Source organism: Chitinophaga sp. GbtcB8 (assembly GCF_019091455.1).
Taxonomy (GTDB): domain Bacteria; phylum Bacteroidota; class Bacteroidia; order Chitinophagales; family Chitinophagaceae; genus Chitinophaga.
Genome location: NZ_JAGXJN010000001.1, coordinates 524,525 through 545,269, shown reverse-complemented (window position 1 = coordinate 545,269; position 20,745 = coordinate 524,525). Strand labels below are relative to the sequence as shown.

Sequence of the window (20,745 nt, the reverse complement as noted above, 5' to 3'; positions counted from 1 at the left end):
TTACACATTATTAAATCTTCTCCGCCACCCTCAGTTTAGCGCTTCTTGCTCTTGTGTTCTGCTTCAATTCTGCGTCGCCTGCGGTGATGGGTTTCTTGGTAATCAGTTGGAAGGTCTTAGGGGGAGGGGCAGTAGTGAAATCGTAAGACGAGTCCTGGATCTCGAACTGTCCAGTTTTCATGAAATTTTTCACCAGCCTGTCTTCCAGCGAGTGGAAGGTGATAACGGCCAGCCGGCCCCCCGGCTTTAATACCTGCGCTGATTGCTGCAGCAGCTCTTTCAGTGCGCCCAGCTCATCGTTCACGACTATACGCAATGCCTGGAATACTTGTGCCAGGTACTTTTGCGGATTGCCTTTTACAATGGGCTGTATCAGGGACTTGAATTCGCTGATGGTGCGCAGGGGATGTGTTTTACGCTGCGTTACAATGGTTTTGGCCAAAGTACGGGCGTTGGTAACCTCTCCATACTCCTGGAACAGCAGGTGCAGCGCCTTTTCTGAATAGGTTTGGAGCACCTGTGATGCAGTAAGGGGCGAGCGGGTATCCATGCGCATATCCATATTGCCTTCAAAGCGGGTGCTGAAACCTCTTTCAGCGGTATCAAACTGGTAGCTGGACACGCCCAGGTCTGCCAGTATACCGTCTGCCTCAGTAGCCTTGTACAGTTTCAGGAACCGCTGTAGATGGCGGAAGTTGTGTTGTACAAAGGTTACGCGCTCGTCTTCAATACGGTTGCGGTAAGCATCTTCATCCTGGTCAAATACCAGCAGCCGGCCATTGGGGCCTAACTGCGAAAGGATGGCCCTGGAATGCCCGCCACCACCAAAGGTGGCATCCACATAAGTGCCGTCCGGGCGTATCTGCAGGTTGTCTATAACTTCCTGCAGCAATACTGGTAAATGATATTGAGATGCTTCCATGACTTATTAATTATGCCAACCGCTGAAGGCGTGGCGCCTGAACGCGCTACGGTACCCAGGTCCGGGTTTACTATAGCGTTAAGCCTTTTGCATTTAGCTTTGAGCGTTACTGTCTCCGGTCATCACCTGTTGCGCCAGATCACTGAAGGCTCCTGGTGAGAAATTTTCAAAGAACTCCTGGTACTTACTTATATCCCAGATCTCGATTTTATTAGTGGCTGCTGCCAGTATAATGTCTTTCTCCAGGCTGGCATATGTCATTAAATTCTTGGGAATCAATAACCTGCCTGCGCTGTCCAGGTCCAGAATGGTGGCGCCGTTCAAAAAGTAGCGGCGAAATTCCCTAACTTTCGGGTCAAAATCGTTCAGCTTACTGATGCGTTCAAATATGGGCTGCCACTCATTCATGGGATACAAGGTCAAACACTTTTCAAACCCCCGGTTTAGCACAAACTGCTCGCCGGCCCCTTCTGCTAACTGCTTTTTGAAACCGGCAGGTAGTAGAAAGCGCCCTTTTGCGTCCAGCGTAGCCTCATATTCACCGAGAAAACCTGTCATATTGGGGGGCGAAAATCCTTGAAATCCATTTTCTAACACAAAATAACACTTTTTCCCACTTTTTAACGAAAAAATGCATTCTAAATTTTTTCCACAGGGGAGAACTGTCCTTTCTATTGGGCTTACCGGGGATTTATGCCCCTAGGAGTGTGGATAGTGCTGGTGCATATGTGAATAACGTGTGATTATATGTGATATTATTGTTAATAAGGGGCGTTGCCTCTTTTTTTGTGCCCTGCTGGTAGCTCTTGGTGAGGGTAAGCAAGTGGTAAGTCTCAATTCATCTATCAATAAGCCATAATAATAAGTTGTGCCGGGTAGGAACCTGCCGGCAGCAGGCTAAGGTTTGCCCATCAGTAAGCCATGGGAATAGCTGTGCCGGATAAGAACTTGCCGGTAGTGGGGTAAGCTTTGCCCATTAGTAAGCCCAAATTCACCTGGTAGTAAGATGCTGATTGTGAAATGGTTTGAAGCTTTCCGGATAGCCAGCCATAATCCTGGAAAAGGCTTACAGCTGGTATGCATAATCCTGTTTTATAGCAGCCAATAGCCGCCTGCACCCCTTACCCCCGCAACTTTTTAAAAAAAGTCAGCCAATTTCAGCAGTACCGGCCCGGTCGGTGATTTATGCCTTTTGGCAAAATTTTAACAGCGGCAAATATTGTCCAGCCCTACATTTACATTTAATTTGTACCTTTGCCCTTCTTTTTTATGAGGAAAATCTTTTTATACATCACACTGTTTGCAATGGTAGCGGCTTCCGCCTGTAACATGGAACTGCGCCGGATAGAGAAAAGCAAGGACTTCGGTAAGAAGCTGACCTATGCGGATAAGTTGTACAAGAAGAAAAAGTATACCCAGGCACAGATGCTGTATGAAGAGCTGTTCCCGGTATACAAAGGCACTGATAAATTTGAGCCTATCTATTACAAATATGCTTACTGCTCATATTATGTAAGGGATTATGTGCAGGCGGCCTTTCACTTCAAGAACTACCTGGACGCGTTCCCTAACAGCCCGCATGCTACGGAAGTAGATTATATGCAGGCCTATTGTTATTATAAACAATCGCCCAAGGTAAACCTGGACCAGACCAATACCATAAAGGCCATATCTGCTATGCAGACCTACATTAATAACTATCCAACATCGGATAAAGTAGCAGAGGCTAACCTGGTAATAGAGCTGTGCCGCCGTAAGCTGGAACAAAAAGAGTACAACAGCGCCGAATTATATTATAACTTAGGGTATTATAAGTCTGCCGCTATTGCTTTTAAGAACCTGCAGCGTAACTACCCGGATTCTGATAAGAGCGATGGTTATAAGTATATGGCTATCAAGGCTTATTTCCAGTACGCCCGGAATAGCATCCTGGAAAAACAGAAAGAGCGCTATGAAGATGTGGTAACGGAATACATGGATTTTGCCGACCACTTCCCCAGCAGCAAAATGAAACCGGAAGCGGAAAAATACTACGCCATGGCACAGGGCAATATCAAAACCCTGGACAGTGAAACCGAAAAGATAGAAAAGGAGCGTGCCCGCAGGGCCAAAGCAGCAAAGGCTGACATGAACAACATCATTAACACGAATACTTCTAATAGTATTAATAACTATAACAATTCTTCTAACACCAATAAACCCTTGGAGAATGAGCAAAATAAAGAGAAATCTAACCAGTAGTTTAAATCCCTGGGTAGAAACCAAGAACACGACGGAGATAAAAGGCAAAACAGGCAATTTATACGAGTCTATTGCCGTTATTGCTAAGCGTGCCAACCAGATCAACATATCTGTAAAGGAAGAACTGCACTCCAAGCTGGAAGAATTTGCCAGCCATACCGATAACCTGGAGGAAGTGCATGAGAACAAGGAGCAGATAGAAATATCCCGCTTCTATGAAAGAATGGCTAACCCGGCTATCCAGGCTACTTCAGAATTCCTGGACGATAAGATCTACTTCCGCCGGAACGATGATGATCTGTACAGTTGATTTATAAACTGGCAGTTAGCAGCGATGCAAACTGTTCACTTTAAATTATTTCATATGTTGGCAGTGGGTAGTAAGTAGTATGCAGTGTAAGCTGCAGGCTGTTTACTGCAAACTGCCAACTATATTAAGAGGCGGCAGGACAATTTTTTTCTGCCGCTTTTGTTTTGTAGCTTGCCACCAAAGCCAGCCGGCAGTTGAGCTGGCCATGCATAAAAAAGATCCACAGCAAGCTGTTGCCTGCAAACTCTGAAAGACCATGTTACAAGGAAAAAAGATCCTCTTGGGTGTATCCGGTAGTATTGCTGCCTACAAAGCAGCTACCCTTATACGTTTGCTGGTAAAAGAAGGCGCCCAGGTAAAAGTAGTGATGACCGCTGCTGCCTGTGATTTTATTACTCCTTTAACGCTCTCCACTTTATCCAAAAATGAAGTGCTGGTAGCCCTTAAAAACGATCAAAGCTGGAATAACCACGTAATCCTGGGCCGCTGGGCCGATGTGATGCTGATAGCGCCCGCATCTGCCAACACCATTGCTAAAATGGCGCAGGGCCTGTGCGATAACCTGCTGCAGGCAGTGTACCTGTCTGCCACCTGCCCGGTATTGTTTGCCCCGGCTATGGATGAGGATATGTGGCACCATCCCGCCACCCGCCATAACATAGAAAAATTATTGTCTTACGGCCACCGGCAGCTGCCCGTGGAAAGCGGTGAGCTGGCCAGCGGTCTTTTTGGCGAAGGCCGGATGGCAGAGCCGGAAAATATTATTGCTTTCCTGCGCCAATATTTCAACACCCCGCAAACCAATATTCCTTTACAGCAGCCTTTAAAAGGCAAGCTGGCATTGGTAACGGCCGGCCCTACCGTGGAGCCTATTGACCCGGTACGTTTTATCAGCAACCACTCCAGCGGTAAAATGGGTATTGCCATTGCAGATGCATTAGCAGCTGCCGGCGCTACCGTAAAGCTAGTGCTGGGGCCTACGCGTTATGCCCCTGCAGATCCCAGCGTGGAAACCATTCACATCACTACTGCGGCTGAAATGTTCAATAGCTGTATTGCCAACTATCCCATGTCGGATATTGTGGTAATGGCCGCTGCTGTAGCAGATTACCGCCCCAAAACCGTGGTGGATAAAAAGATCAAAAAGGGGGATGAAGGTATGACGCTGGAGCTGGAAAAAACACACGACATACTGCGTACCCTGGGTAATAACAAAGGCCAGGACCAGCTGCTGGTGGGCTTTTCCCTGGAAACGAACAACGAAAAGGAATACGCGCTGAAAAAATTACAGGACAAAAACCTGGACCTGGTAGTACTGAACTCTCTGAAAGATGAAGGCGCCGGGTTTAACCACGATACCAATAAAGTGACCCTGTTTGACCGCGACGGTAAGGAAACTGCCCTGCCGCTGAAATCCAAGCAGGAAGTAGCAAAGGATATTGTTTCGGCTATAATTGAATTGCATCATGAAAACAAATAGTCCACGGCCCACGGACCACACTCCAAGGCCCCGCCCTATGAGATATATTTTCTTAGCTTTTAGCTTTTGGCTTTTAGCTTTTAGCTCCGCCAGTGCACAGGAGATCCGCGCCAATGTAACCGTAGTGGCCGGCCAGGTAACCGGGGTAGATAAAAAGGTGTTCACCACCCTGCAGAACGCCATCAAGGAATTTTTAAATAACCGCCGCTGGACCAATGACTCCTATACTGTAGGCGAACGCATTGAGTGCAACTTTATGCTGAATGTGCAGCAGGACCTGGGCTCCAATGCTTATAAGGCTGCGCTTACCATACAGGCTACCCGCCCGGTATTTAACTCCGGTTATGTAACCAGCCTGCTGAACACGCAGGATAATAATGTAGCTTTCCGTTATGTAGAATTTCAGCCGCTGGAATTCAGTGATAACCGGGTAGTGGCCAATGATCCCATGGTATCTAACCTGACCGCTACCTTGGCATATTACGTGTACATTATACTGGGGCTGGATTACGATTCTTTCTCGCCCCGCGGTGGTGATGACTTTTTCAAAAAAGCGCTGAACATAGTAAGCAATGCGCCGGATGGCAAGGATATTGCCGGCTGGAAAGCATTTGAGGGTAACCGTAACCGTTACTGGCTGCAGGATAATTTGCTGAATGCAAAGTTCAGCCGCTTTCATGATGTAATGTACCAGTATCATCGCCAGGGCCTGGATGTAATGTATGATGATATGAACAAGGGCCGCGCAGCTGTTATGAACAGCCTGAACATGCTGTACGCCATTCAGCAGGATATTCCTAATTCTATGCTGCTGCAAACGTTCTTCACTGCCAAGTCGGATGAGCTGCTGAAAATATTTTCCAAAGCGCCACCGCAGGACAAAAGCCGCGCTGCGCAAATGCTGGCGCAGATGGATATAACGAATGCGAACAAGTATCAGCAAATGAAGTAAAGCAAGTGATTACGAACCAAACGATGACCATTATACGAAAGATAGTAATAGCTGTACTGCTGCTGGGCGCTGTAGCCTGCGGTAATGCAGATAAAGTGCCTTCCAACATACTGTCTAAAGAAAAAATGCGCGATATACTGCTGGATATGAACATGGCGGATGCCTACAGCTACGATATTTCTCCCATGAGAGGCGTACCCCTGCCGGATTCTATGCGGCAATTAAAAGTAAAGGAATATTACCGGCAGATCCTGGACCTGCATCATATATCCGTTAAGGATTTTATGTTCAGCTACCGTTACTATGAATCGCATGCCAACCGCCTGAAAGAAGTGTATGATATGATGCAGGCCTCCATTGCACAGGATCGTAAGATCCTGGAAGGCGAAGACAGGATGCAGCAGTATGCCGACAATCCCGGCAGCTTTTTTCCATATCCCAAGAATACTGTAATTTCAAAAAAACAAGATACCATCTTTCCTTTCCTGAAAAGGAAACACTAACCCTGTAAAACACCAAAACATGAACAAAGTAGTGGCTAATGCTGATGAAGCCCTGCATGATATACCCGATGGCGCGGTATTAATGCTGGGAGGATTTGGGCTAAGCGGTATTCCGGAAAATTCCATTGCAGCCCTGGTACGCAAGGGCGTTAAACAGCTTACCTGTATTTCCAATAACGCGGGAGTGGATGATTTTGGCCTGGGCCTGCTGCTGCAAACCCGGCAGATCAAAAAGATGTTATCGTCTTATGTAGGCGAGAATGCAGAATTTGAAAGACAGCTGCTTAGCGGAGAGCTGGAAGTAGACCTGATTCCGCAGGGCACGCTGGCTACCCGTATACAAATGGCCGGTATGGGCATTCCCGCCTTTTTTACGCCGGCAGGTTATGGTACAGAGATAGCGGAAGGTAAAGAGGTGCGTGAGTTCAATGGCAAGCAATACCTGATGGAGCTGGCCCTGCATGCAGATTTTGCGATAATAAAGGCCTGGAAAGGCGATACCATGGGCAACCTGGTGTTTCGCAAGGCCACGCGCAATTTCAGCACTTCTATGGCCAAAGCAGGCAATATTACCATTGTGGAAGTAGAGCACCTGGTGCAGCCCGGAGAGCTGGACCCCGACCAGGTACATGTACCGGGCATTTATGTGCACCGCATTTTCCAGGGTAAGGATTATGAGAAGAGGATAGAGCGGAAAACGGTGAAGATGTAAGGGATCCGAAATCTAAAATCGTAAATCTAAAATTGAATCATGGCTTTAGATAAATATGGTATTGCAAAAAGAATAGCGCAGGAACTGCAGGATGGCATGTATGTGAACCTGGGAATTGGGATCCCTACGCTGGTATCCAACTATGTGCCGGCGGGCATTTCCATTATGTTACAGTCTGAGAACGGGATGCTGGGTATGGGCCCTTATCCTGCCGAAGAGGATATAGACCCCGACCTGATCAATGCCGGTAAGGAAACTGTAACTGTATTACCTGGCGGCTGTTTTTTTGATTCCGCCGAAAGCTTTGGTATGATCCGCGCCGGTAAGGTGAACCTCACGGTATTGGGTGCTATGGAAGTGTCTGACAACGGGGATATTGCCCACTGGAAAATTCCCGGCAAAAAGGGAAAAGGCCTGGGCGGCGCTTTGGAACCTGGTGCAGCAGCACAAAATATTATTGTGGCCATGATGCATACCAATCCCAAGGGGGAAAGCAAGCTGCTGCCGCAATGCAGCCTGCCGCTCACAGGTGTGCGCTGCGTAAAAAAAATAGTAAGCGACCTGGCCGTATTAGCCATTACCCCGCAGGGTTTTAAGCTGCTGGAACGTGCGCCCGGCATTAGTGTGGAGGAGATCAAAGCTAAAACCGCCGGCCGGTTGATCATTGAGGGAGAAATACCTGAAATGAGATTGTAGAAAATGTAAACGATGAGTTTGATGTAAAAATTGATCTGATATTTTTAAGATATAGAAACGGGTCAGGCTGCTAAGCCTGGCCCATTTCTTTTAAGCTTATAACACGCCGCAGCCAGCCATGGCCCTTTGAAACCGTGTGATACCTGCGAACCGGGTGGCTCTGCAACCTGGATGACCATACATCTATTATTTGCATATATCATTAATCGCTGCAACTGCCGCGGGAATTATTAATTCTTAATTGTTAATTATTAATTCACCGGAGAAGTATCCCTTAAATTTTCGTAACTTAACTAACCTATAAAAAACCTGTCACCAAAAAGCGTTCGAAGTGCAAGTTGGACTCATTTGTTACAATGGAAGATTTCTTCCTGGATCAGAACCTATTTTTACGGCAGATAACCGTTCTTTCCGCTATGGAGACGGCTGTTTTGAAACCATGAAAGTGTACCAGGGACAGGTGCTGCTGTCGGACCTGCATTTTGAGCGGCTGTCCACCAGCATGAACCGCCTGCACTTTGATGTTCCCCTGAACTTTACCAAAGACTATTTTACCGGCCTTATAACAGAGTTATGCGCCCGCAATGGCTTATCTCGCCTGGCAAGGGTAAGGTTAACCGTATTCCGTTCCAATGGCGGTTTCTATGACCCGGTAGATAATACGCCCAATTTTATTATACAATCTACAGAGCTGAACCGGCGCATTTTTGAGCTGAATGAGGATGGGCTTACGATAGATGTGTTCCCGGATGCCCGTAAGAGCTGTGATAAGCTGTCCAGCATTAAATCCAATAACTGCCTGGCCTATGTAATGGCCAGCATGTATGCCCGCCAGAATCAGCTGGATGAGGCCATTTTGCTTAACCATCACAACCGGATAGCAGATACTACCATTGCCAATTTATTTGTGGTGCGTGATGGGCAGATCATGACCCCTCCCTTATCAGAGGGCGGCGTATGCGGGGTAATGCGTAGACATTTATTAAGAACAGAACTGCCGTTTAAACTGGAAGAATATCCCCTTTCCATCACCGACCTGGAAAAGGCCGATGAAATTTTCCTCACCAATGCCCTTTATGGCATTCGCTGGGTAGGGCGTTTCCGTAATAACCGTTACGGTAATGCTGCCGCTACAATTTTACACGAAGTACTGTTTGAAGGAGTGATCTAAGATTCCCCAGCTTTCCGCATTAGCAGGTCTACCGCTGCATGGCCTTCCTGACCCAGGTCCAGGCTAAAATCATTTACATACAGATCAATATGCTGGCGCATTACGTTCTCGTCCATTTCCTGCGCGTGCTGCGTTACGTATTCAGATAATTGCGGGTAGTGCTGATAAGAATATTGGAGGCTTTTGTGGATCAGTGCATCTACCTGCTGCTGTATTTCCTGCGGCACATCTTTGCGGATAAAAATGCCTCCCAGTGGAATAGGGCTGCCAGTGGTGCTTTCCCAGTACTCGCCCAGGTCAATGATCTTTACCAGGCCTTTTTGCTGGTAGGTAAAACGGTTTTCGTGAATAATAACGCCTACATCTGCACGGCCATCCAGCACAGCGCTTTCAATTTCAGAGAACACCATTACCTGCTTTTGTTTAGCTTCCGGAAAAGCAATGGAGAACAGCAGGTTGGCGGTAGTATTATCACCCGGAATGGCAATGCGGCAATCCTTCACATCTTCCGGGGCAATAGGTTTTTTAGAGATTAGTAAAGGGCCGCAACCTCTGCCCAGGGCGCTGCCGCTGTTCAGCAGGTTGTATTGATCCTTTACTTTCCGGTACACTGCAAAACTGAGCTTGGTAACAGCCAGCTTGCCCTGTAACGCCCATTTGTTCAGGGTTTCCACATCCTGCAGGTCTGTGTTGAATCTTAATCCGTCCGTGTCGATCTTGTTGTTCACCATGGCATCAAAAATAAAAGTGTCATTTGGGCATGGTGAAAAGCCTAACGATAAGTCCATTGTATGTTTTTTTAGTTTTTAGTTGATGGTCCATGGGGCATGGACTCCACTACCTCCACCAGCGCCTGGTTCAGGTTTTTAACCGCCAGCGGAATGTTCCATTTGCTCTTATCCCGTACCTCCACATAATTGGAGATACAGCGCAGCTGCAGGAAGGGTATTTTTTCCTGTAAGCAGGCAAAATGAAAAGCGGCGCCTTCCATACTTTCTATATCGGGCGTATATTTTTGCTGCAGGCGCTCAATGGAGGGCAGGCTGCCGGTTACGGTGTTAATGCTTACGCTGCTGCCTACCGGCAGGTCCGGGGTAAAGGGCAGGCCGGCAAAGGTGTTTACGAGGCTGGTGCCTGCAAAAGGTGTTTGCCCGCTGTTCCAGAGCCCAATTTCAAAAAGATCTTTAAAGGTACCGGCGTCATCCACGCCCAGGTCGCCAAACTGTTCTTTACTTATCATAACCACCTGTCCTAAAGGCCAGCTATGGTTAAAGCTGCCGGCTATACCCGCCTGTATGGCTACATCCGGCCGTTTGCTGGCCAGGTATTTGCCCAGGTGCCACGCAGTATGCGTGAGGCCTATACCCCCGATCAGCACCTCTACCTGACAAGTTTGCGGCAGGCTGGCCTGGGATAAATATTCACTGAACGGTTTGATTTCCAGTGCTGTAGCGGCTACTACCAGTAGATTCATCCTGTAAACTTACGGCTGGCTCGCGGATTAATGGTATTTTTGCGAAAATTTTATTTCAATAATGATCTATTTAACGCGTGTGGAGAATTTCAATGCTGCGCATAAATTATCCAATCCCGCATGGAGCAAGGAAAAGAACCAGGAAGTGTTTGGTAAATGTGCCAATGATAACTGGCATGGTCATAACTATGAGTTACATGTAACTATAAAAGGCACACCTGATCCGGAAACCGGGTTTGTATTTAATGCCAAAACTTTGGGGGATGTGATCAAAGATGTGATCGTGGAAAAGGTGGATCACCGCAACCTGAATATGGACGTGGATTTTATGGCAGGTAAATTCACCTCTGCCGAAAACCTGGCCATTGCCATCTGGGACGAGCTGGCTAAGAACTTACCTCCTGCAGCACAGCTGCATTGCATTAAGTTATATGAAACGCCCCGCATTTATGTAGAGTATTACGGCGGTCAGTGAGCATTTGAACAAAAGACAGGACGCCGGCTTTAGAAATCAGAAATCGCACAACAAAATGGCATACAAAAAGACTGAAACATTTGATGAGCATGTGACCTCCGGTTTAATGGATAATTACAGGGAATGTTTGCAGCTGATAGGTGAAGATGCGGACCGGGAAGGCTTACAGAAAACGCCTGAACGCCTGGCTAAAGCCATGCAGTACCTTACACAGGGCTACCAGCTGGATGCCAAGGCCATTCTGCGCGGCGCTAAATTCACAGAGGCTTACAGCGAAATGGTGATTGTAAAGGATATAGAGCTGTACTCTTTATGTGAGCACCATATGCTGCCTTTTTTTGGCAAAGCCCATGTAGCGTATATACCTAATGGTTACATCACCGGGTTAAGCAAAATAGCGCGTGTGGTTGACGTGTTTGCCCGCCGCCTGCAGGTACAGGAGCGGTTAACACACCAGGTGCTGGATGCTATCCAGGAAACACTGGAACCGCTGGGTGTAGCCGTGGTAATTGAAGCGCAGCACCTGTGTATGATGATGCGCGGCGTGCAGAAACAGAACTCCGTTACCACCACATCAGGCTTCTCCGGCCAGTTTGAGGATGGCCGTACGCGCTCTGAATTTATGCGCCTCATTGGAAAATAACAGGGTAGTAAGTATCATACGTAACCTTCCGGGATCACATTCCTGGAAGGTTCTTTTATTATATTATTGGCTAATGTTTAAGTAACTGATTTTTTTGTTTTCTTTGCAGAGCTATTTCAATCTAAACTACAACGAGTAATGAAGCACGCTTACGTATTTCCCGGTCAGGGATCACAATTCCCCGGAATGGGAAAACAACTGTATGATGCCAGCCCCAAAGCAAAAGCATTATTTGAGCAGGCTAATGACATACTGGGATTCCGCATTTCCGATACCATGTTCACCGGTACAGATGAAGACCTGAAACAAACCAATGTTACCCAGCCGGCTGTTTTCCTGCATGCTGTAGTAGCTTTTATGGGTATTGAAAATGCAAAACCGGAAATGGTGGCGGGCCACTCCCTGGGCGAATTCTCTGCCCTGGTAGCCAATGGTACCCTGTCTTTTGAAGACGCGCTGCGCCTGGTGTTCATACGCGCTACAGCTATGCAAAAGGCCTGTGCAAAACAGCCTTCTACCATGGCAGCCGTGCTGTCGCTGGATGATGCGAAAGTAGAGGAGATCTGCGCTGCAGTTACCAAAGAAACCGGTGAGGTAGTAGTGCCTGCCAACTATAACTGCCCGGGGCAGCTGGTGATCTCCGGTACGGTGAATGCGGTTAATATTGCCTGTGAAAGAATGAAGGCGGCCGGCGCCAAAAGAGCGCTGGTATTACCGGTGGGCGGCGCTTTCCACTCCCCGTTAATGGCCCCCGCCAAAGAAGAGCTGCAGGCGGCTATTGAGCGTACTGCTTTTAACACGCCCTCCTGCCCGGTGTACCAGAATGTGGTAGCTAAGGCTATCAGCGACCCGGCACAGATCAAACAAAACCTGATCGACCAGCTGACCGGCGCCGTAAGATGGACACAATCCGTACAGGCAATGGTAGCTGATGGCGGTTCAGAATTTACCGAAGTAGGCCCGGGTAAAGTATTACAGGGTTTGATCCTGAAGATCCATAAAGAAGCGGTGGTGAATGGGGTGAGTTAATAATGTGCTAATATGCGAATGTGCAGATGTGCAAATGATGAATGCCTTGATGTGTTAATGCGCTGGTGTATTCCTCTCATCTGCACATCTGCACATCTTTCATTTGTACATCATCTCCATTTCCCATTGCTTCACAGCCACCTCAAACCCCGCCTGAAGCAGGAACTGCTGTAACCCCTTGTTATCATCTGTAATATTGATAATGGAAAAAGGCCCCTGCAGCACCCGTATAATATGCTGTAGCAATGCGCTGCCAATACCTTTACGCCGGTGTTGCGGGTGTACACCCAGCTGGCGGATACGTTTGTTGCTGGCATATACACTGATGAATCCTGCAATTTCATTTTGCTCATAGGCCAGCCAGGTAAGGGTATGCTGGCCTTCCCGCTGAATGCTGGCAGTGCTGTTGGCCCAGCCGGGCACCTGGTCTGTAAAGGTGTTCAGCAGCGCCCAGTCAGGATTGGCAGTGGTGCGGATGGTAATATTTTTGCGCGCCTGTTTTATAAAAGGCTGCCCTTTATAACAATGAAAAAAACGGGTTTTTATAAAACCACTGTTCTCATATGCTTTGATGGCGGGGGTATTGGTGCTGATAACCTCCAGCAATATACGCTGCACACCTTCCTGTTTATACTGTTGCCGGTAATGCGCATACATGCGCTGCACCAGGTGTTGTCCGCGGTAAGCCGGTATTACGCCGGTACCCCCGTTATAAAGCAATGCGGAGTTAGGCCAGGTATCTGCTCCATGTAATATAAAACCTGCCAGCGCCGGGCCGTCAAAAGCGCCAATGCAGTGGGAGAGCCGTACATTCTCACCCAGCAGTTTTTGTTCCAGCAACGGCACGGTTAACTGGAACGGTACTATATAATCGCTGAAAGCAAGGTTGAAAACACTGCAAAGCTCCGGCAGCGTAATGTTTTGGAGATGGGAGAAACGGATCATGGTTGTTGCTTGTTACAGATCAATACTCCCGTTCCACCATTCCGGGTCAAACTTCGCATTGTACTTTTTATAAAAATTAATAGCCGGCTCATTCCATTCCAGCACCTGCCAGGTAAGGCCATTGAACTGTTTTTCCTTTGCTTCTGTGATCAGCTGATCAAACAGCAGCTTACCAATACCTTTGCCACGGTAGCGTTCAGATACTACAATATCTTCCAGGTACATGCGGCAGCCTTTCCAGGTAGAGTAACGGATGTAATACAATGCAAAACCGGCAATAAACTCCTGCCCATCGGCTACCGTTACCGCTACAAAGGCCTTCCATACTGGCGCCGGGCCAAAACCGGCATTCTCAAAATGCTCCAGGCTAACAGTTACCTCCTGGGGCGCCTTTTCATACTCCGCCAGTTCCCGGATCAGCTCCAGCAGCCGGGGACAATCTTCTTTTCGTGCAATCCTGATTGTGATACTCATTACTTTAAGTGATTAGTTGATAACGCAGATCTACTCCCTGTTAATAATTCGTAAATCTAAAATCTAAAATCGTAAATTGGTAATAACCCGGTAGCGTTATGATGGTATCCTCTTTTTATGCCGGTGAACCCCGGCACCTGGTAGCAGTAGACGGCATTATATTCGGCTTTGAAGACAGCAGGCTTAAATTGCTGGTGATCCAGCGCAAGGTAGATCCCAAACAGGGTGAATGGTCGCTGGTAGGCGGTTTTGTGCAGGAAGGCGAAAGCACGGATGCTGCTGCAGCCCGCGTGCTTAAACAAACCACTGGCCTGGAAAACATTTTCATGGATCAACTGGGCTGTTATGGCGAAGTGGAAAGGGATAGCGGTGCCCGCGTGATCTCTATTGCCTATTACGCCCTCATACGCATTAAGGAGCATGATCATATACTGGCTACGGAACATGGCGCACACTGGCTGGAGCTGCACCAGATACCCCCGCTTATCTTTGACCACGGCCGCATGATAGCAGATGCCCTGAAAAAACTGAAAGACAACGCACACTTTCACCCTATTGGTTTTGAACTGCTACCGGAGAAATTTACACTGTCGCAGCTGCGCAGCCTGTACGAAGAGATATACCAGCATGAGCTGGACCGCCGCAACTTCCGTAAAAAGATACTGGCTATGAGCATACTGGAAAAGCTGGACGAAAAAGATAAAACCACCTCAAAAAAAGGAGCGCACCTGTACCGGTTCGATAAACAAAAATATGAGCAGCTAACCCGCCGGGGATTTGTATTTGAGATCTAGTGACGGTGAGTTGTTGCGTTCTTTCCTTTATCTTCACATATAATACTTCTTTTTACATGGATATTATTTAGTATGCGTTAAGCCGTAATGTAGTGGACCATCTTCAGCGTAATAAAAATATTATGAGGTGGGGTGTTATTTGTGTGTGGCTGATATGTGAAGCAGTTGTATTAAAGGGCCAGAGCCAGGAGATCAGCCGGCTAAAAGCACAATTACCCCGGATAAAGGATAGCACACAATACGTGGATATCCTGAACCGCCTGTCTGTGTTATACCTGCCCCAAAACCTGGATACCTGTTTACTTTACACCAATGCGGCACGCAGCATAGCAGACCGGCAGAACTATTTAAGAGGACAGGCTGGGGTTTGGATGAACCAGGGCAATTATTACGCCCTCCGTTCCAACAGCTTTTTATCATACCGTTCCTACCTGCATGCCTTACGCGCCTATGAAAAGCTGGGCGATAGCGCGGCTGTATGCCAGGCGCTTGCCAATATGGCTATTTATTACAAGTACATAGGGCAGCAGGCATCTGCCGTGCAGTACATGCACCAGGCCATGCATAAAAGCCGCAGCGTGCATAATGATTCCCTGTATGCCACCATACTGGTGAGCTATTACTTTGTGCATGCAGATGACAGCCTGCATGCAGATTCCGCACAATGGGCCTTGACAAAGGTCCGCAGCCTGGCAAACCAGTACCATGATGAACGCACGCAGTTAAAATGCGGGTTGTACGAAGCCAATGAACGCATGAAAAAGGGCGATGTTGCCGGCGCTGAAAAACAGCTGCTGCAAATAATGCAGCAGGCAGCTGCCAATGGGTATACTTACCTGGCCATGTATGCCAGCGCGCAGCTGGCCGGCTATAAAGGGTACTTTAAACAGCCGGATTCTTTACAGCATAAAGTAAGCATGGTGCAATACGGTGTAGCAGGCGGTTACTGGGAGCTTATATTACCCATGACCACAGCGCTGTATACCTACTACACCCAGCATGGGCAGCCCGCCACTGCAGCCCGGTACAGTCATTTAATGCTAAGCATACTGGAAAAAGAACAAGCAGCAAGAACGCAGGGCGAGCTGGATTATATGGCTTATTACCAGCAGAACGGCCGCCTGAATGCCTTGCAGCTACAGCACCGTTTACAGCAGGCAAAGCTGGATAAAAAACGCCTGGAAAACCGCAAACGCCAGTACCTGGCAGGCGGTATGGCCTTGTCATTAGTGCTGGTAATGCTGCTGCTTACCTTCTTTTATTATGCATATAAAAGATCGCGGCAGAATGGTATACGGCTTACAGAAAAGTACCGCGAGATCAGTGAAAAGAACACACTGCTGCAAACGCATGATGATTTTAAGAACAAGCTGATATCCCTTATTGCACATGACTTCCGCATGCCGCTGGTGAACATACTGGAGATCATGAACTTTTTGCAGGCGCATTCCTTAGGCCCGGAAGAAGCGGCTTCCCTTTTAACCGGTGTAGAGCGCAGCTCCCAAAACACACTGCACACTTTTGACAGTATACTGCGCTGGATCAATTCCCAGCTATCCGGTTTTGTATATGCGCCGGAACCCTGCCGTGTGCAGGAGTTGGTGAACATTGCGCTGCAAAGCCTTACAGATGTGATCTCCGAAAAACAGGTGCAGGTGAATGTGCGTATCCCCGGCAATGTATGCGTGCTGGCAGAGTGTGAAATGCTGCAGTTTGTACACCGCAATTTTATTCATAACGCGCTTAAGTTCTCGCCCCGCCATGGCAGTATTTATGTAACAGCTGCTGTTGATGAAGGGCAGGTGACCGTAACGGTAACCGATGAAGGCGCGGGCATACCGCCCCATTTATTACCGCACCTGTTTGAGTACCATGCAGACCGGCCGCGTAAAGGGCCACAGCAGGGCGCCGGGCTGGCGCTGATCATTTGCCGGGATTTTATGAACATGATGAAAGGCAGCGTGCAGGCAGCCAATACCAGCGGCCGGGGTGCAGCTTTATCTTATACCTTACCACAGGTTGAATGTACAGATCCTTCAACCACCAGTTAAACAATGCAGCGTATTATCCTGTACATATTGTTTTGCGGCAGCTTGTTGCCGGGGGCCTTCCGGGCCAGGGCACAGTCTGCGGAAATAGCAGGCCTGCGCAGCAGCTTACCTTTTGCAAAGGATAGTATGGTGTATGTGGATATGCTGAATCAATTGGGCATGTACTATCACCTGAGTAATATAGACAGCTGTTTTCTGCTGGCTACCAAAGCCCGGGAAATAGCGGTACGCCTGCATTACAAAAGGGGAGAAGCAGGTGCGCTGAAAAACCTGGGTATTGTATACGGGCAGCAGTTCAGCATACAGCAGGCCATTGCTTATGAAAAGGCAGCGATGGCCTTATACCTTGCCAGTGGCGACTCAGCCAACGTTTGCCACATGATGAACAACCTGAGTATTGACTATGAAGCAGCTGGCAACAAATCATTGGAGCTGTACTATGAGCAGCAGGCCATGGCCTGGGGCAGCCGCCTTTCCAACGACTCTATGTATAGCCTGGTGCTGAGCAACTATATCATTAAATACTCAAAAGACAGCACCAAACAACATGCTGTTAAATGGGCATATGATCAGCTGCGCAATATTACCGCACGTTACCCTTACTCACGGGAATGGCTATATGCAAGAATGTTCGAAGCGGTTACCCTGTTAAAACAGGGGCATGGCAGGGAGGGGGAAGTATTGATCAATAAGGTGGCAGATACGGCTATACAAAAGGGATTCCTTCACCTGGGCATAGCAGCGTATTTCCGGGTGCTGGACGATTTTATTCCGATGGGTTACCCGGCAGATAGTGTGCTGTATGCCGCAAAAATATTTAAGCTCTCGCAGCAGGCCGGGTATTATGAGCTGATGATGAAAATGCTGCCTTATCTGTACCGGCACTATGAAAAGGTGAATGATGCCGGTAACATTGCTTATTATGGCAATGGTATCCGCCAGCTGGCGCTGCACCAGCTAACCCTGCAACGGCAGCGGGAAGAGATCAATTACCTGGAATATTTTATGAAGGAGCAGGAGATGCAATCCCTGCAGCTGCGTAACCAGGTGCAGCAACAGGCCATTGAAGGAAGTAACCTGGAACGGGCCACGCGCCGCATCCTCATCTGGTTCCTGGCAGCCCTGCTGGTATTGTTAACCGGCATTACCATTGTGTATTACCGGTATTACCGCAACTCCCGCAAATATGAGCTGCGCGTGGATAATATGAACAGGTCTATTGCGGAAAAGAACCGTTTGTTACGCTCTAATGATGATTTTAAGAATAAGCTGATCTCAGTAATAGCACATGATTTCCGTGACCCGTTAAACAACATCATCCGCATGGCAGCCATGCTGCAGGCCCACTCGCTGGACAAGCCTGCCATGGAGCAGCTCACCAGCCAGATCACGGATTCCGCTGCAGAAACCCTGGCTGTTTTTGATAACATCCTGCGGTGGATCAAATCACAGCTTTCAGGATTTATATATGCTCCTGCACCCTGTAATATTTATTCCATGATGACGGAAGCCCTGCCAAGCATACAACATGCCGCGCAGGAAAAAAAGGTGAGCATCAGCATACAGGTGCCGGATGATATACAGGTAGCGGCAGAGCGGGAAATGTTACAGTTTGTGCACCGCAGCCTGTTAAACAGCGCCATTAGCTTTTCCACGCCGGGCGGGCAGGTACAGGTGTTAACCACCGAGGAAGCCGGCGCCGTAAAAGTATGGGTAAAGGTATTGCAGATCAACATTACAGCGGCTATGCTGCCGCATTTGTTTGAATACAGGGGCACCAGCTATTACAAGGGATTCCGCCGGCATGACGCGGAGCTGGCCCTGGTGATCTGTAAAGATTTTATGGATAAAATGGGCGGCCATATCAGCGCTGCACCGGAAAAGGAGGGGTTTGCGTTTGTGTACGAACTACCCTCGTTTCATTGAGAATTACGAATTGTGTGGTATGGTGAGGAGTGTTGTTCGGGAGATAACAGAAAGATAACAGCAATTTTTAATTACAAATTTCAATACGAATTACGAACGTTGTACCGCTAAGCACTTACTTGCGTACTACCCAATTCGTAATTCGTAATTGATAATTCGTAATTGCCAAGTAACGCTACGCGTTACTTCGGGTCATACGCCCATTTAATATAGCTCGCGCCCCAGGTAAATCCGCCGCCAAAGGCTGCCAGCACCAGGTTATCGCCTTTTTTCAGCTGTTTTTCGTAATCCCATAAACAGAGGGGAATAGTACCGCCGGTGGTATTGCCGTAGCGCTCAATGTTCATCATCACCTTTGCTTCCGGCAGTCCCATACGCTGGGCCGTAGCGTCTATAATACGCTTATTGGCCTGGTGGGGTACCAGCCAGGAAACGCTTTCAGCTGTCAGCTGGTTGCGTTTCATAATATCGTGCGCAGCTTCCGCCATATTGGCTACCGCGTATTTGAACACCATTTTACCTTCCTGGTATACGTAATGTTCCCGGTTGGTAACGGTTTCTATGCTGGCGGGTTTGTTGGAGCCGCCTGCCTTCATGTGCAGGTATTCACGGCCGTGGCCATCGCTTTTCAGAATGCTGTCTACCAGGCCGTAACCTTCTGTATCAGGCTCCAGCAATACACCGGCGCCGCCATCCCCGAAAATAATGCAGGTAGTACGGTCAGAGTAGTCCATAATGGCGCTCATCTTATCCGCTCCTATCACCATCACCTTTTTATAACGGCCGCTTTCAATAAAGCGGGCGCCGGTATCCAGTGCATATAAAAAGCCAGAGCAGGCTGCATTAATATCAAATCCCCAGGCATTTTTAGCCCCTATCTTATCCGTCACCACGTTAGCTGTAGCCGGAAAAACCATGTCCGGTGTTACGGTAGCTACAATCAGCAGGTCTATTTCCTCAGGGCTGATACCTCTTTTGCGGCATATTTCCAGGGCTACCGGTACACATAGCTCAGAGGTACCCTTGCCTTCCCCTTTCAGTATCCTTCTTTCCTTTATCCCTGTGCGGGTGGTGATCCATTCATCCGTGGTATCTACCAGCTTTTCCAGTTCTTTATTGGTAAGTACGTAGTCAGGAACATAACCACCCACCGCTGTAATAGCGGCCGTAATTTTACTCATATGTAGGAACAATTGTTTTACTAGGGGGCAAAAATACGATATTAAAAGAAAATCAAAAGTCTTATGTTGTCATAACGAACCGGAAGTTCAAGTAAAGCACAATCACTTACGAGTTTTTCCGTAAGTTTGCGCCTTTATAAATCCTGTATGATCGCTTACCTTACCGGAAAATTAACCCACAAGTCCCCTGCAATGGTGTATGTAGAAGTGCAGGGAGTGGGATACGAGGTACAGATCAGTTTAAATACCTACTCCCGGATCCAGGGGATGGAAAACTGCAAGCTGCTCACCTTTTTGCATATAAAAGAGGATGCCCATACCCTATATGGCTTCTTTGACGATGCGGAACGCAGCATGTTCCTGCTGTTGCTGGGCGTATCCGGCATAGGGGCGTCCACGGCCCGTATGATGTTATCCTCCCTGCAACCGGAAGACATTCAGCGCGCTATTGCAATGGAAAACGAAAAAATGCTGGAAAGCATTAAAGGCATAGGCGCCAAAACGGCAAAACGGATCATTCTGGAGTTAAAAGACAAGATAAAAAGGCAGAAGGAAACAGGACCACATTTATCTGTTAGCACAAACAATACATTGCAGGAAGATGCGTTAAATGCATTGGTAACCCTGGGGATAGCCCGTAACGTGGCAGAACAGGCTATTCAAAGGGTACTGAAAACAGAACCACTATTGCACGACTTGGAAGGGCTTATAAAGAAATCCCTGAAAAGTCTATAATTTTATTACCCTGACCTCTATAAAAACCTAT

At 47.9% G+C, this 20,745-nt stretch carries 23 protein-coding genes; 15 read left to right on the top strand and 8 right to left on the bottom strand.

Annotation, left to right across the window (positions count from 1 at the left end; all coding sequences use genetic code 11):
* Positions 1–10 precede the first annotated feature (10 nt).
* The 3 genes from rsmH to KVT36_RS02235 form a co-directional block, all read right to left on the bottom strand.
* The gene (rsmH, locus tag KVT36_RS02245) at positions 11–922 is read right to left on the bottom strand and encodes a 16S rRNA (cytosine(1402)-N(4))-methyltransferase RsmH (protein WP_217601861.1); all 912 of its coding nucleotides are present in this window, start codon (positions 920–922) and stop codon (positions 11–13) included.
* A 93-nt stretch (positions 923–1,015) separates the two neighbouring features.
* On the bottom strand, positions 1,016–1,480 hold the full coding sequence (gene mraZ, locus KVT36_RS02240) for a division/cell wall cluster transcriptional repressor MraZ (RefSeq protein WP_217601860.1): 465 nt from the start codon (positions 1,478–1,480) through the stop codon (positions 1,016–1,018).
* A 353-nt stretch (positions 1,481–1,833) separates the two neighbouring features.
* Entirely contained in the window at positions 1,834–2,040 is a 207-nt protein-coding gene (locus KVT36_RS02235) for a hypothetical protein (protein WP_217601859.1), read from the bottom strand.
* Between the two features lie 151 nt (positions 2,041–2,191).
* Between KVT36_RS02235 and KVT36_RS02230 the strand changes: the two genes are divergently transcribed.
* The 8 genes from KVT36_RS02230 (at position 2,192) to KVT36_RS02195 (ending at position 8,987) form a co-directional block, all read left to right on the top strand.
* Positions 2,192–3,163 (top strand): outer membrane protein assembly factor BamD, encoded by a 972-nt coding sequence (locus KVT36_RS02230; RefSeq protein ID WP_217601858.1) that lies wholly within the window; start codon positions 2,192–2,194, stop codon positions 3,161–3,163.
* Positions 3,132–3,473: a DNA-directed RNA polymerase subunit omega gene (locus KVT36_RS02225; RefSeq protein ID WP_089917820.1), complete on the top strand. Its 342-nt coding sequence runs from the start codon at positions 3,132–3,134 to the stop codon at positions 3,471–3,473. The genes KVT36_RS02230 and KVT36_RS02225 overlap by 32 nt, the downstream gene beginning before the upstream one ends.
* Before the next feature lie 256 nt (positions 3,474–3,729).
* Positions 3,730–4,953, top strand: a complete 1,224-nt coding sequence (gene coaBC / locus KVT36_RS02220; RefSeq protein ID WP_217601857.1) for a bifunctional phosphopantothenoylcysteine decarboxylase/phosphopantothenate--cysteine ligase CoaBC — start codon at positions 3,730–3,732, stop codon at positions 4,951–4,953.
* Positions 4,954–4,990: 37 nt separating this feature from the next.
* A complete protein-coding gene (locus tag KVT36_RS02215) occupies positions 4,991–5,905 on the top strand; it encodes a DUF4835 family protein (RefSeq protein WP_254639797.1) in 915 nt (304 codons plus the stop codon).
* A gap of 23 nt (positions 5,906–5,928) precedes the next feature.
* Positions 5,929–6,408, top strand: coding sequence for a DUF4296 domain-containing protein (locus KVT36_RS02210; protein WP_217601855.1), 480 nt, complete (start codon positions 5,929–5,931; stop codon positions 6,406–6,408).
* 19 nt (positions 6,409–6,427) lie between these two features.
* Positions 6,428–7,120: a CoA transferase subunit A gene (locus KVT36_RS02205; protein WP_217601854.1), complete on the top strand. Its 693-nt coding sequence runs from the start codon at positions 6,428–6,430 to the stop codon at positions 7,118–7,120.
* A gap of 39 nt (positions 7,121–7,159) precedes the next feature.
* A complete protein-coding gene (locus tag KVT36_RS02200; protein WP_217601853.1) occupies positions 7,160–7,816 on the top strand; it encodes a 3-oxoacid CoA-transferase subunit B in 657 nt (218 codons plus the stop codon).
* 331 nt (positions 7,817–8,147) lie between these two features.
* Positions 8,148–8,987, top strand: a complete 840-nt coding sequence (locus KVT36_RS02195) for an aminotransferase class IV (protein WP_217601852.1) — start codon at positions 8,148–8,150, stop codon at positions 8,985–8,987.
* Here KVT36_RS02195 and KVT36_RS02190 read toward each other — a convergent pair.
* Together KVT36_RS02190 and mqnB are read right to left on the bottom strand one after the other, a co-directional pair.
* On the bottom strand, positions 8,984–9,775 hold the full coding sequence (locus tag KVT36_RS02190) for a 1,4-dihydroxy-6-naphthoate synthase (protein WP_217601851.1): 792 nt from the start codon (positions 9,773–9,775) through the stop codon (positions 8,984–8,986). The genes KVT36_RS02195 and KVT36_RS02190 overlap by 4 nt on opposite strands.
* Positions 9,776–9,786: 11 nt before the next feature.
* Positions 9,787–10,461 carry a futalosine hydrolase gene (gene mqnB, locus KVT36_RS02185; protein ID WP_217601850.1) on the bottom strand — a complete coding sequence of 225 codons (675 nt, stop codon included), beginning with the start codon at positions 10,459–10,461 and terminating at the stop codon, positions 9,787–9,789.
* Between the two features lie 61 nt (positions 10,462–10,522).
* On the opposite strand from mqnB, the gene KVT36_RS02180 reads away from it, so the two are divergent.
* The 3 genes from KVT36_RS02180 (at position 10,523) to fabD (ending at position 12,608) form a co-directional block, all read left to right on the top strand.
* Positions 10,523–10,936, top strand: a complete 414-nt coding sequence (locus KVT36_RS02180; RefSeq protein ID WP_089917804.1) for a 6-carboxytetrahydropterin synthase — start codon at positions 10,523–10,525, stop codon at positions 10,934–10,936.
* Positions 10,937–11,042: 106 nt separating this feature from the next.
* Positions 11,043–11,579, top strand: a complete 537-nt coding sequence (gene folE, locus KVT36_RS02175) for a GTP cyclohydrolase I FolE (RefSeq protein WP_254639815.1) — start codon at positions 11,043–11,045, stop codon at positions 11,577–11,579.
* A 138-nt stretch (positions 11,580–11,717) separates the two neighbouring features.
* Complete coding sequence (fabD, locus tag KVT36_RS02170; protein ID WP_217601849.1) at positions 11,718–12,608, top strand: ACP S-malonyltransferase; 891 nt, start codon at positions 11,718–11,720, stop codon at positions 12,606–12,608.
* A 99-nt stretch (positions 12,609–12,707) separates the two neighbouring features.
* Here fabD and KVT36_RS02165 read toward each other — a convergent pair whose 3' ends face one another.
* Together KVT36_RS02165 and KVT36_RS02160 are read right to left on the bottom strand one after the other, a co-directional pair.
* Entirely contained in the window at positions 12,708–13,553 is an 846-nt protein-coding gene (locus KVT36_RS02165) for a GNAT family N-acetyltransferase (protein WP_217601848.1), read from the bottom strand.
* A 12-nt stretch (positions 13,554–13,565) separates the two neighbouring features.
* Positions 13,566–14,027, bottom strand: a complete 462-nt coding sequence (locus KVT36_RS02160; protein WP_217601847.1) for a GNAT family N-acetyltransferase — start codon at positions 14,025–14,027, stop codon at positions 13,566–13,568.
* Positions 14,028–14,125: 98 nt separating this feature from the next.
* On the opposite strand from KVT36_RS02160, the gene KVT36_RS02155 reads away from it, so the two are divergent.
* The 3 genes from KVT36_RS02155 (at position 14,126) to KVT36_RS02145 (ending at position 18,798) form a co-directional block, all read left to right on the top strand.
* Positions 14,126–14,821: an NUDIX domain-containing protein gene (locus tag KVT36_RS02155; RefSeq protein ID WP_202909327.1), complete on the top strand. Its 696-nt coding sequence runs from the start codon at positions 14,126–14,128 to the stop codon at positions 14,819–14,821.
* A 122-nt stretch (positions 14,822–14,943) separates the two neighbouring features.
* Positions 14,944–16,872: a sensor histidine kinase KdpD gene (locus tag KVT36_RS02150; RefSeq protein ID WP_217601846.1), complete on the top strand. Its 1,929-nt coding sequence runs from the start codon at positions 14,944–14,946 to the stop codon at positions 16,870–16,872.
* 3 nt (positions 16,873–16,875) lie between these two features.
* Positions 16,876–18,798 carry a tetratricopeptide repeat-containing sensor histidine kinase gene (locus KVT36_RS02145; RefSeq protein ID WP_217601845.1) on the top strand — a complete coding sequence of 641 codons (1,923 nt, stop codon included), beginning with the start codon at positions 16,876–16,878 and terminating at the stop codon, positions 18,796–18,798.
* Between the two features lie 182 nt (positions 18,799–18,980).
* Here KVT36_RS02145 and KVT36_RS02140 read toward each other — a convergent pair whose 3' ends face one another.
* Positions 18,981–19,979 carry a beta-ketoacyl-ACP synthase III gene (locus KVT36_RS02140; protein WP_217601844.1) on the bottom strand — a complete coding sequence of 333 codons (999 nt, stop codon included), beginning with the start codon at positions 19,977–19,979 and terminating at the stop codon, positions 18,981–18,983.
* A 147-nt stretch (positions 19,980–20,126) separates the two neighbouring features.
* Between KVT36_RS02140 and ruvA the strand changes: the two genes are divergently transcribed.
* Positions 20,127–20,714, top strand: coding sequence for a Holliday junction branch migration protein RuvA (gene ruvA, locus KVT36_RS02135; protein ID WP_217601843.1), 588 nt, complete (start codon positions 20,127–20,129; stop codon positions 20,712–20,714).
* Positions 20,715–20,745: the final 31 nt, after the last annotated feature.

What these genes read in the sequence shown, in the direction of transcription:
- rsmH (WP_217601861.1), bottom strand. Translation starts at nt 922, where the DNA reads ATGGAAGCATCTCAATATCATTTACCAGTATTGCTGCAGGAAGTTATA.
- mraZ (WP_217601860.1), bottom strand. Translation starts at nt 1,480, where the DNA reads ATGACAGGTTTTCTCGGTGAATATGAGGCTACGCTGGACGCAAAAGGG.
- KVT36_RS02230 (WP_217601858.1), top strand. Translation starts at nt 2,192, where the DNA reads ATGAGGAAAATCTTTTTATACATCACACTGTTTGCAATGGTAGCGGCT.
- KVT36_RS02225 (WP_089917820.1), top strand. Translation starts at nt 3,132, where the DNA reads ATGAGCAAAATAAAGAGAAATCTAACCAGTAGTTTAAATCCCTGGGTA.
- coaBC (WP_217601857.1), top strand. Translation starts at nt 3,730, where the DNA reads ATGTTACAAGGAAAAAAGATCCTCTTGGGTGTATCCGGTAGTATTGCT.
- KVT36_RS02215 (WP_254639797.1), top strand. Translation starts at nt 4,991, where the DNA reads ATGAGATATATTTTCTTAGCTTTTAGCTTTTGGCTTTTAGCTTTTAGC.
- KVT36_RS02210 (WP_217601855.1), top strand. Translation starts at nt 5,929, where the DNA reads ATGACCATTATACGAAAGATAGTAATAGCTGTACTGCTGCTGGGCGCT.
- KVT36_RS02205 (WP_217601854.1), top strand. Translation starts at nt 6,428, where the DNA reads ATGAACAAAGTAGTGGCTAATGCTGATGAAGCCCTGCATGATATACCC.
- KVT36_RS02200 (WP_217601853.1), top strand. Translation starts at nt 7,160, where the DNA reads ATGGCTTTAGATAAATATGGTATTGCAAAAAGAATAGCGCAGGAACTG.
- KVT36_RS02190 (WP_217601851.1), bottom strand. Translation starts at nt 9,775, where the DNA reads ATGGACTTATCGTTAGGCTTTTCACCATGCCCAAATGACACTTTTATT.
- mqnB (WP_217601850.1), bottom strand. Translation starts at nt 10,461, where the DNA reads ATGAATCTACTGGTAGTAGCCGCTACAGCACTGGAAATCAAACCGTTC.
- KVT36_RS02180 (WP_089917804.1), top strand. Translation starts at nt 10,523, where the DNA reads ATGATCTATTTAACGCGTGTGGAGAATTTCAATGCTGCGCATAAATTA.
- folE (WP_254639815.1), top strand. Translation starts at nt 11,043, where the DNA reads ATGGATAATTACAGGGAATGTTTGCAGCTGATAGGTGAAGATGCGGAC.
- fabD (WP_217601849.1), top strand. Translation starts at nt 11,718, where the DNA reads ATGAAGCACGCTTACGTATTTCCCGGTCAGGGATCACAATTCCCCGGA.
- KVT36_RS02165 (WP_217601848.1), bottom strand. Translation starts at nt 13,553, where the DNA reads ATGATCCGTTTCTCCCATCTCCAAAACATTACGCTGCCGGAGCTTTGC.
- KVT36_RS02160 (WP_217601847.1), bottom strand. Translation starts at nt 14,027, where the DNA reads ATGAGTATCACAATCAGGATTGCACGAAAAGAAGATTGTCCCCGGCTG.
- KVT36_RS02155 (WP_202909327.1), top strand. Translation starts at nt 14,126, where the DNA reads ATGATGGTATCCTCTTTTTATGCCGGTGAACCCCGGCACCTGGTAGCA.
- KVT36_RS02150 (WP_217601846.1), top strand. Translation starts at nt 14,944, where the DNA reads ATGAGGTGGGGTGTTATTTGTGTGTGGCTGATATGTGAAGCAGTTGTA.
- KVT36_RS02145 (WP_217601845.1), top strand. Translation starts at nt 16,876, where the DNA reads ATGCAGCGTATTATCCTGTACATATTGTTTTGCGGCAGCTTGTTGCCG.
- KVT36_RS02140 (WP_217601844.1), bottom strand. Translation starts at nt 19,979, where the DNA reads ATGAGTAAAATTACGGCCGCTATTACAGCGGTGGGTGGTTATGTTCCT.
- ruvA (WP_217601843.1), top strand. Translation starts at nt 20,127, where the DNA reads ATGATCGCTTACCTTACCGGAAAATTAACCCACAAGTCCCCTGCAATG.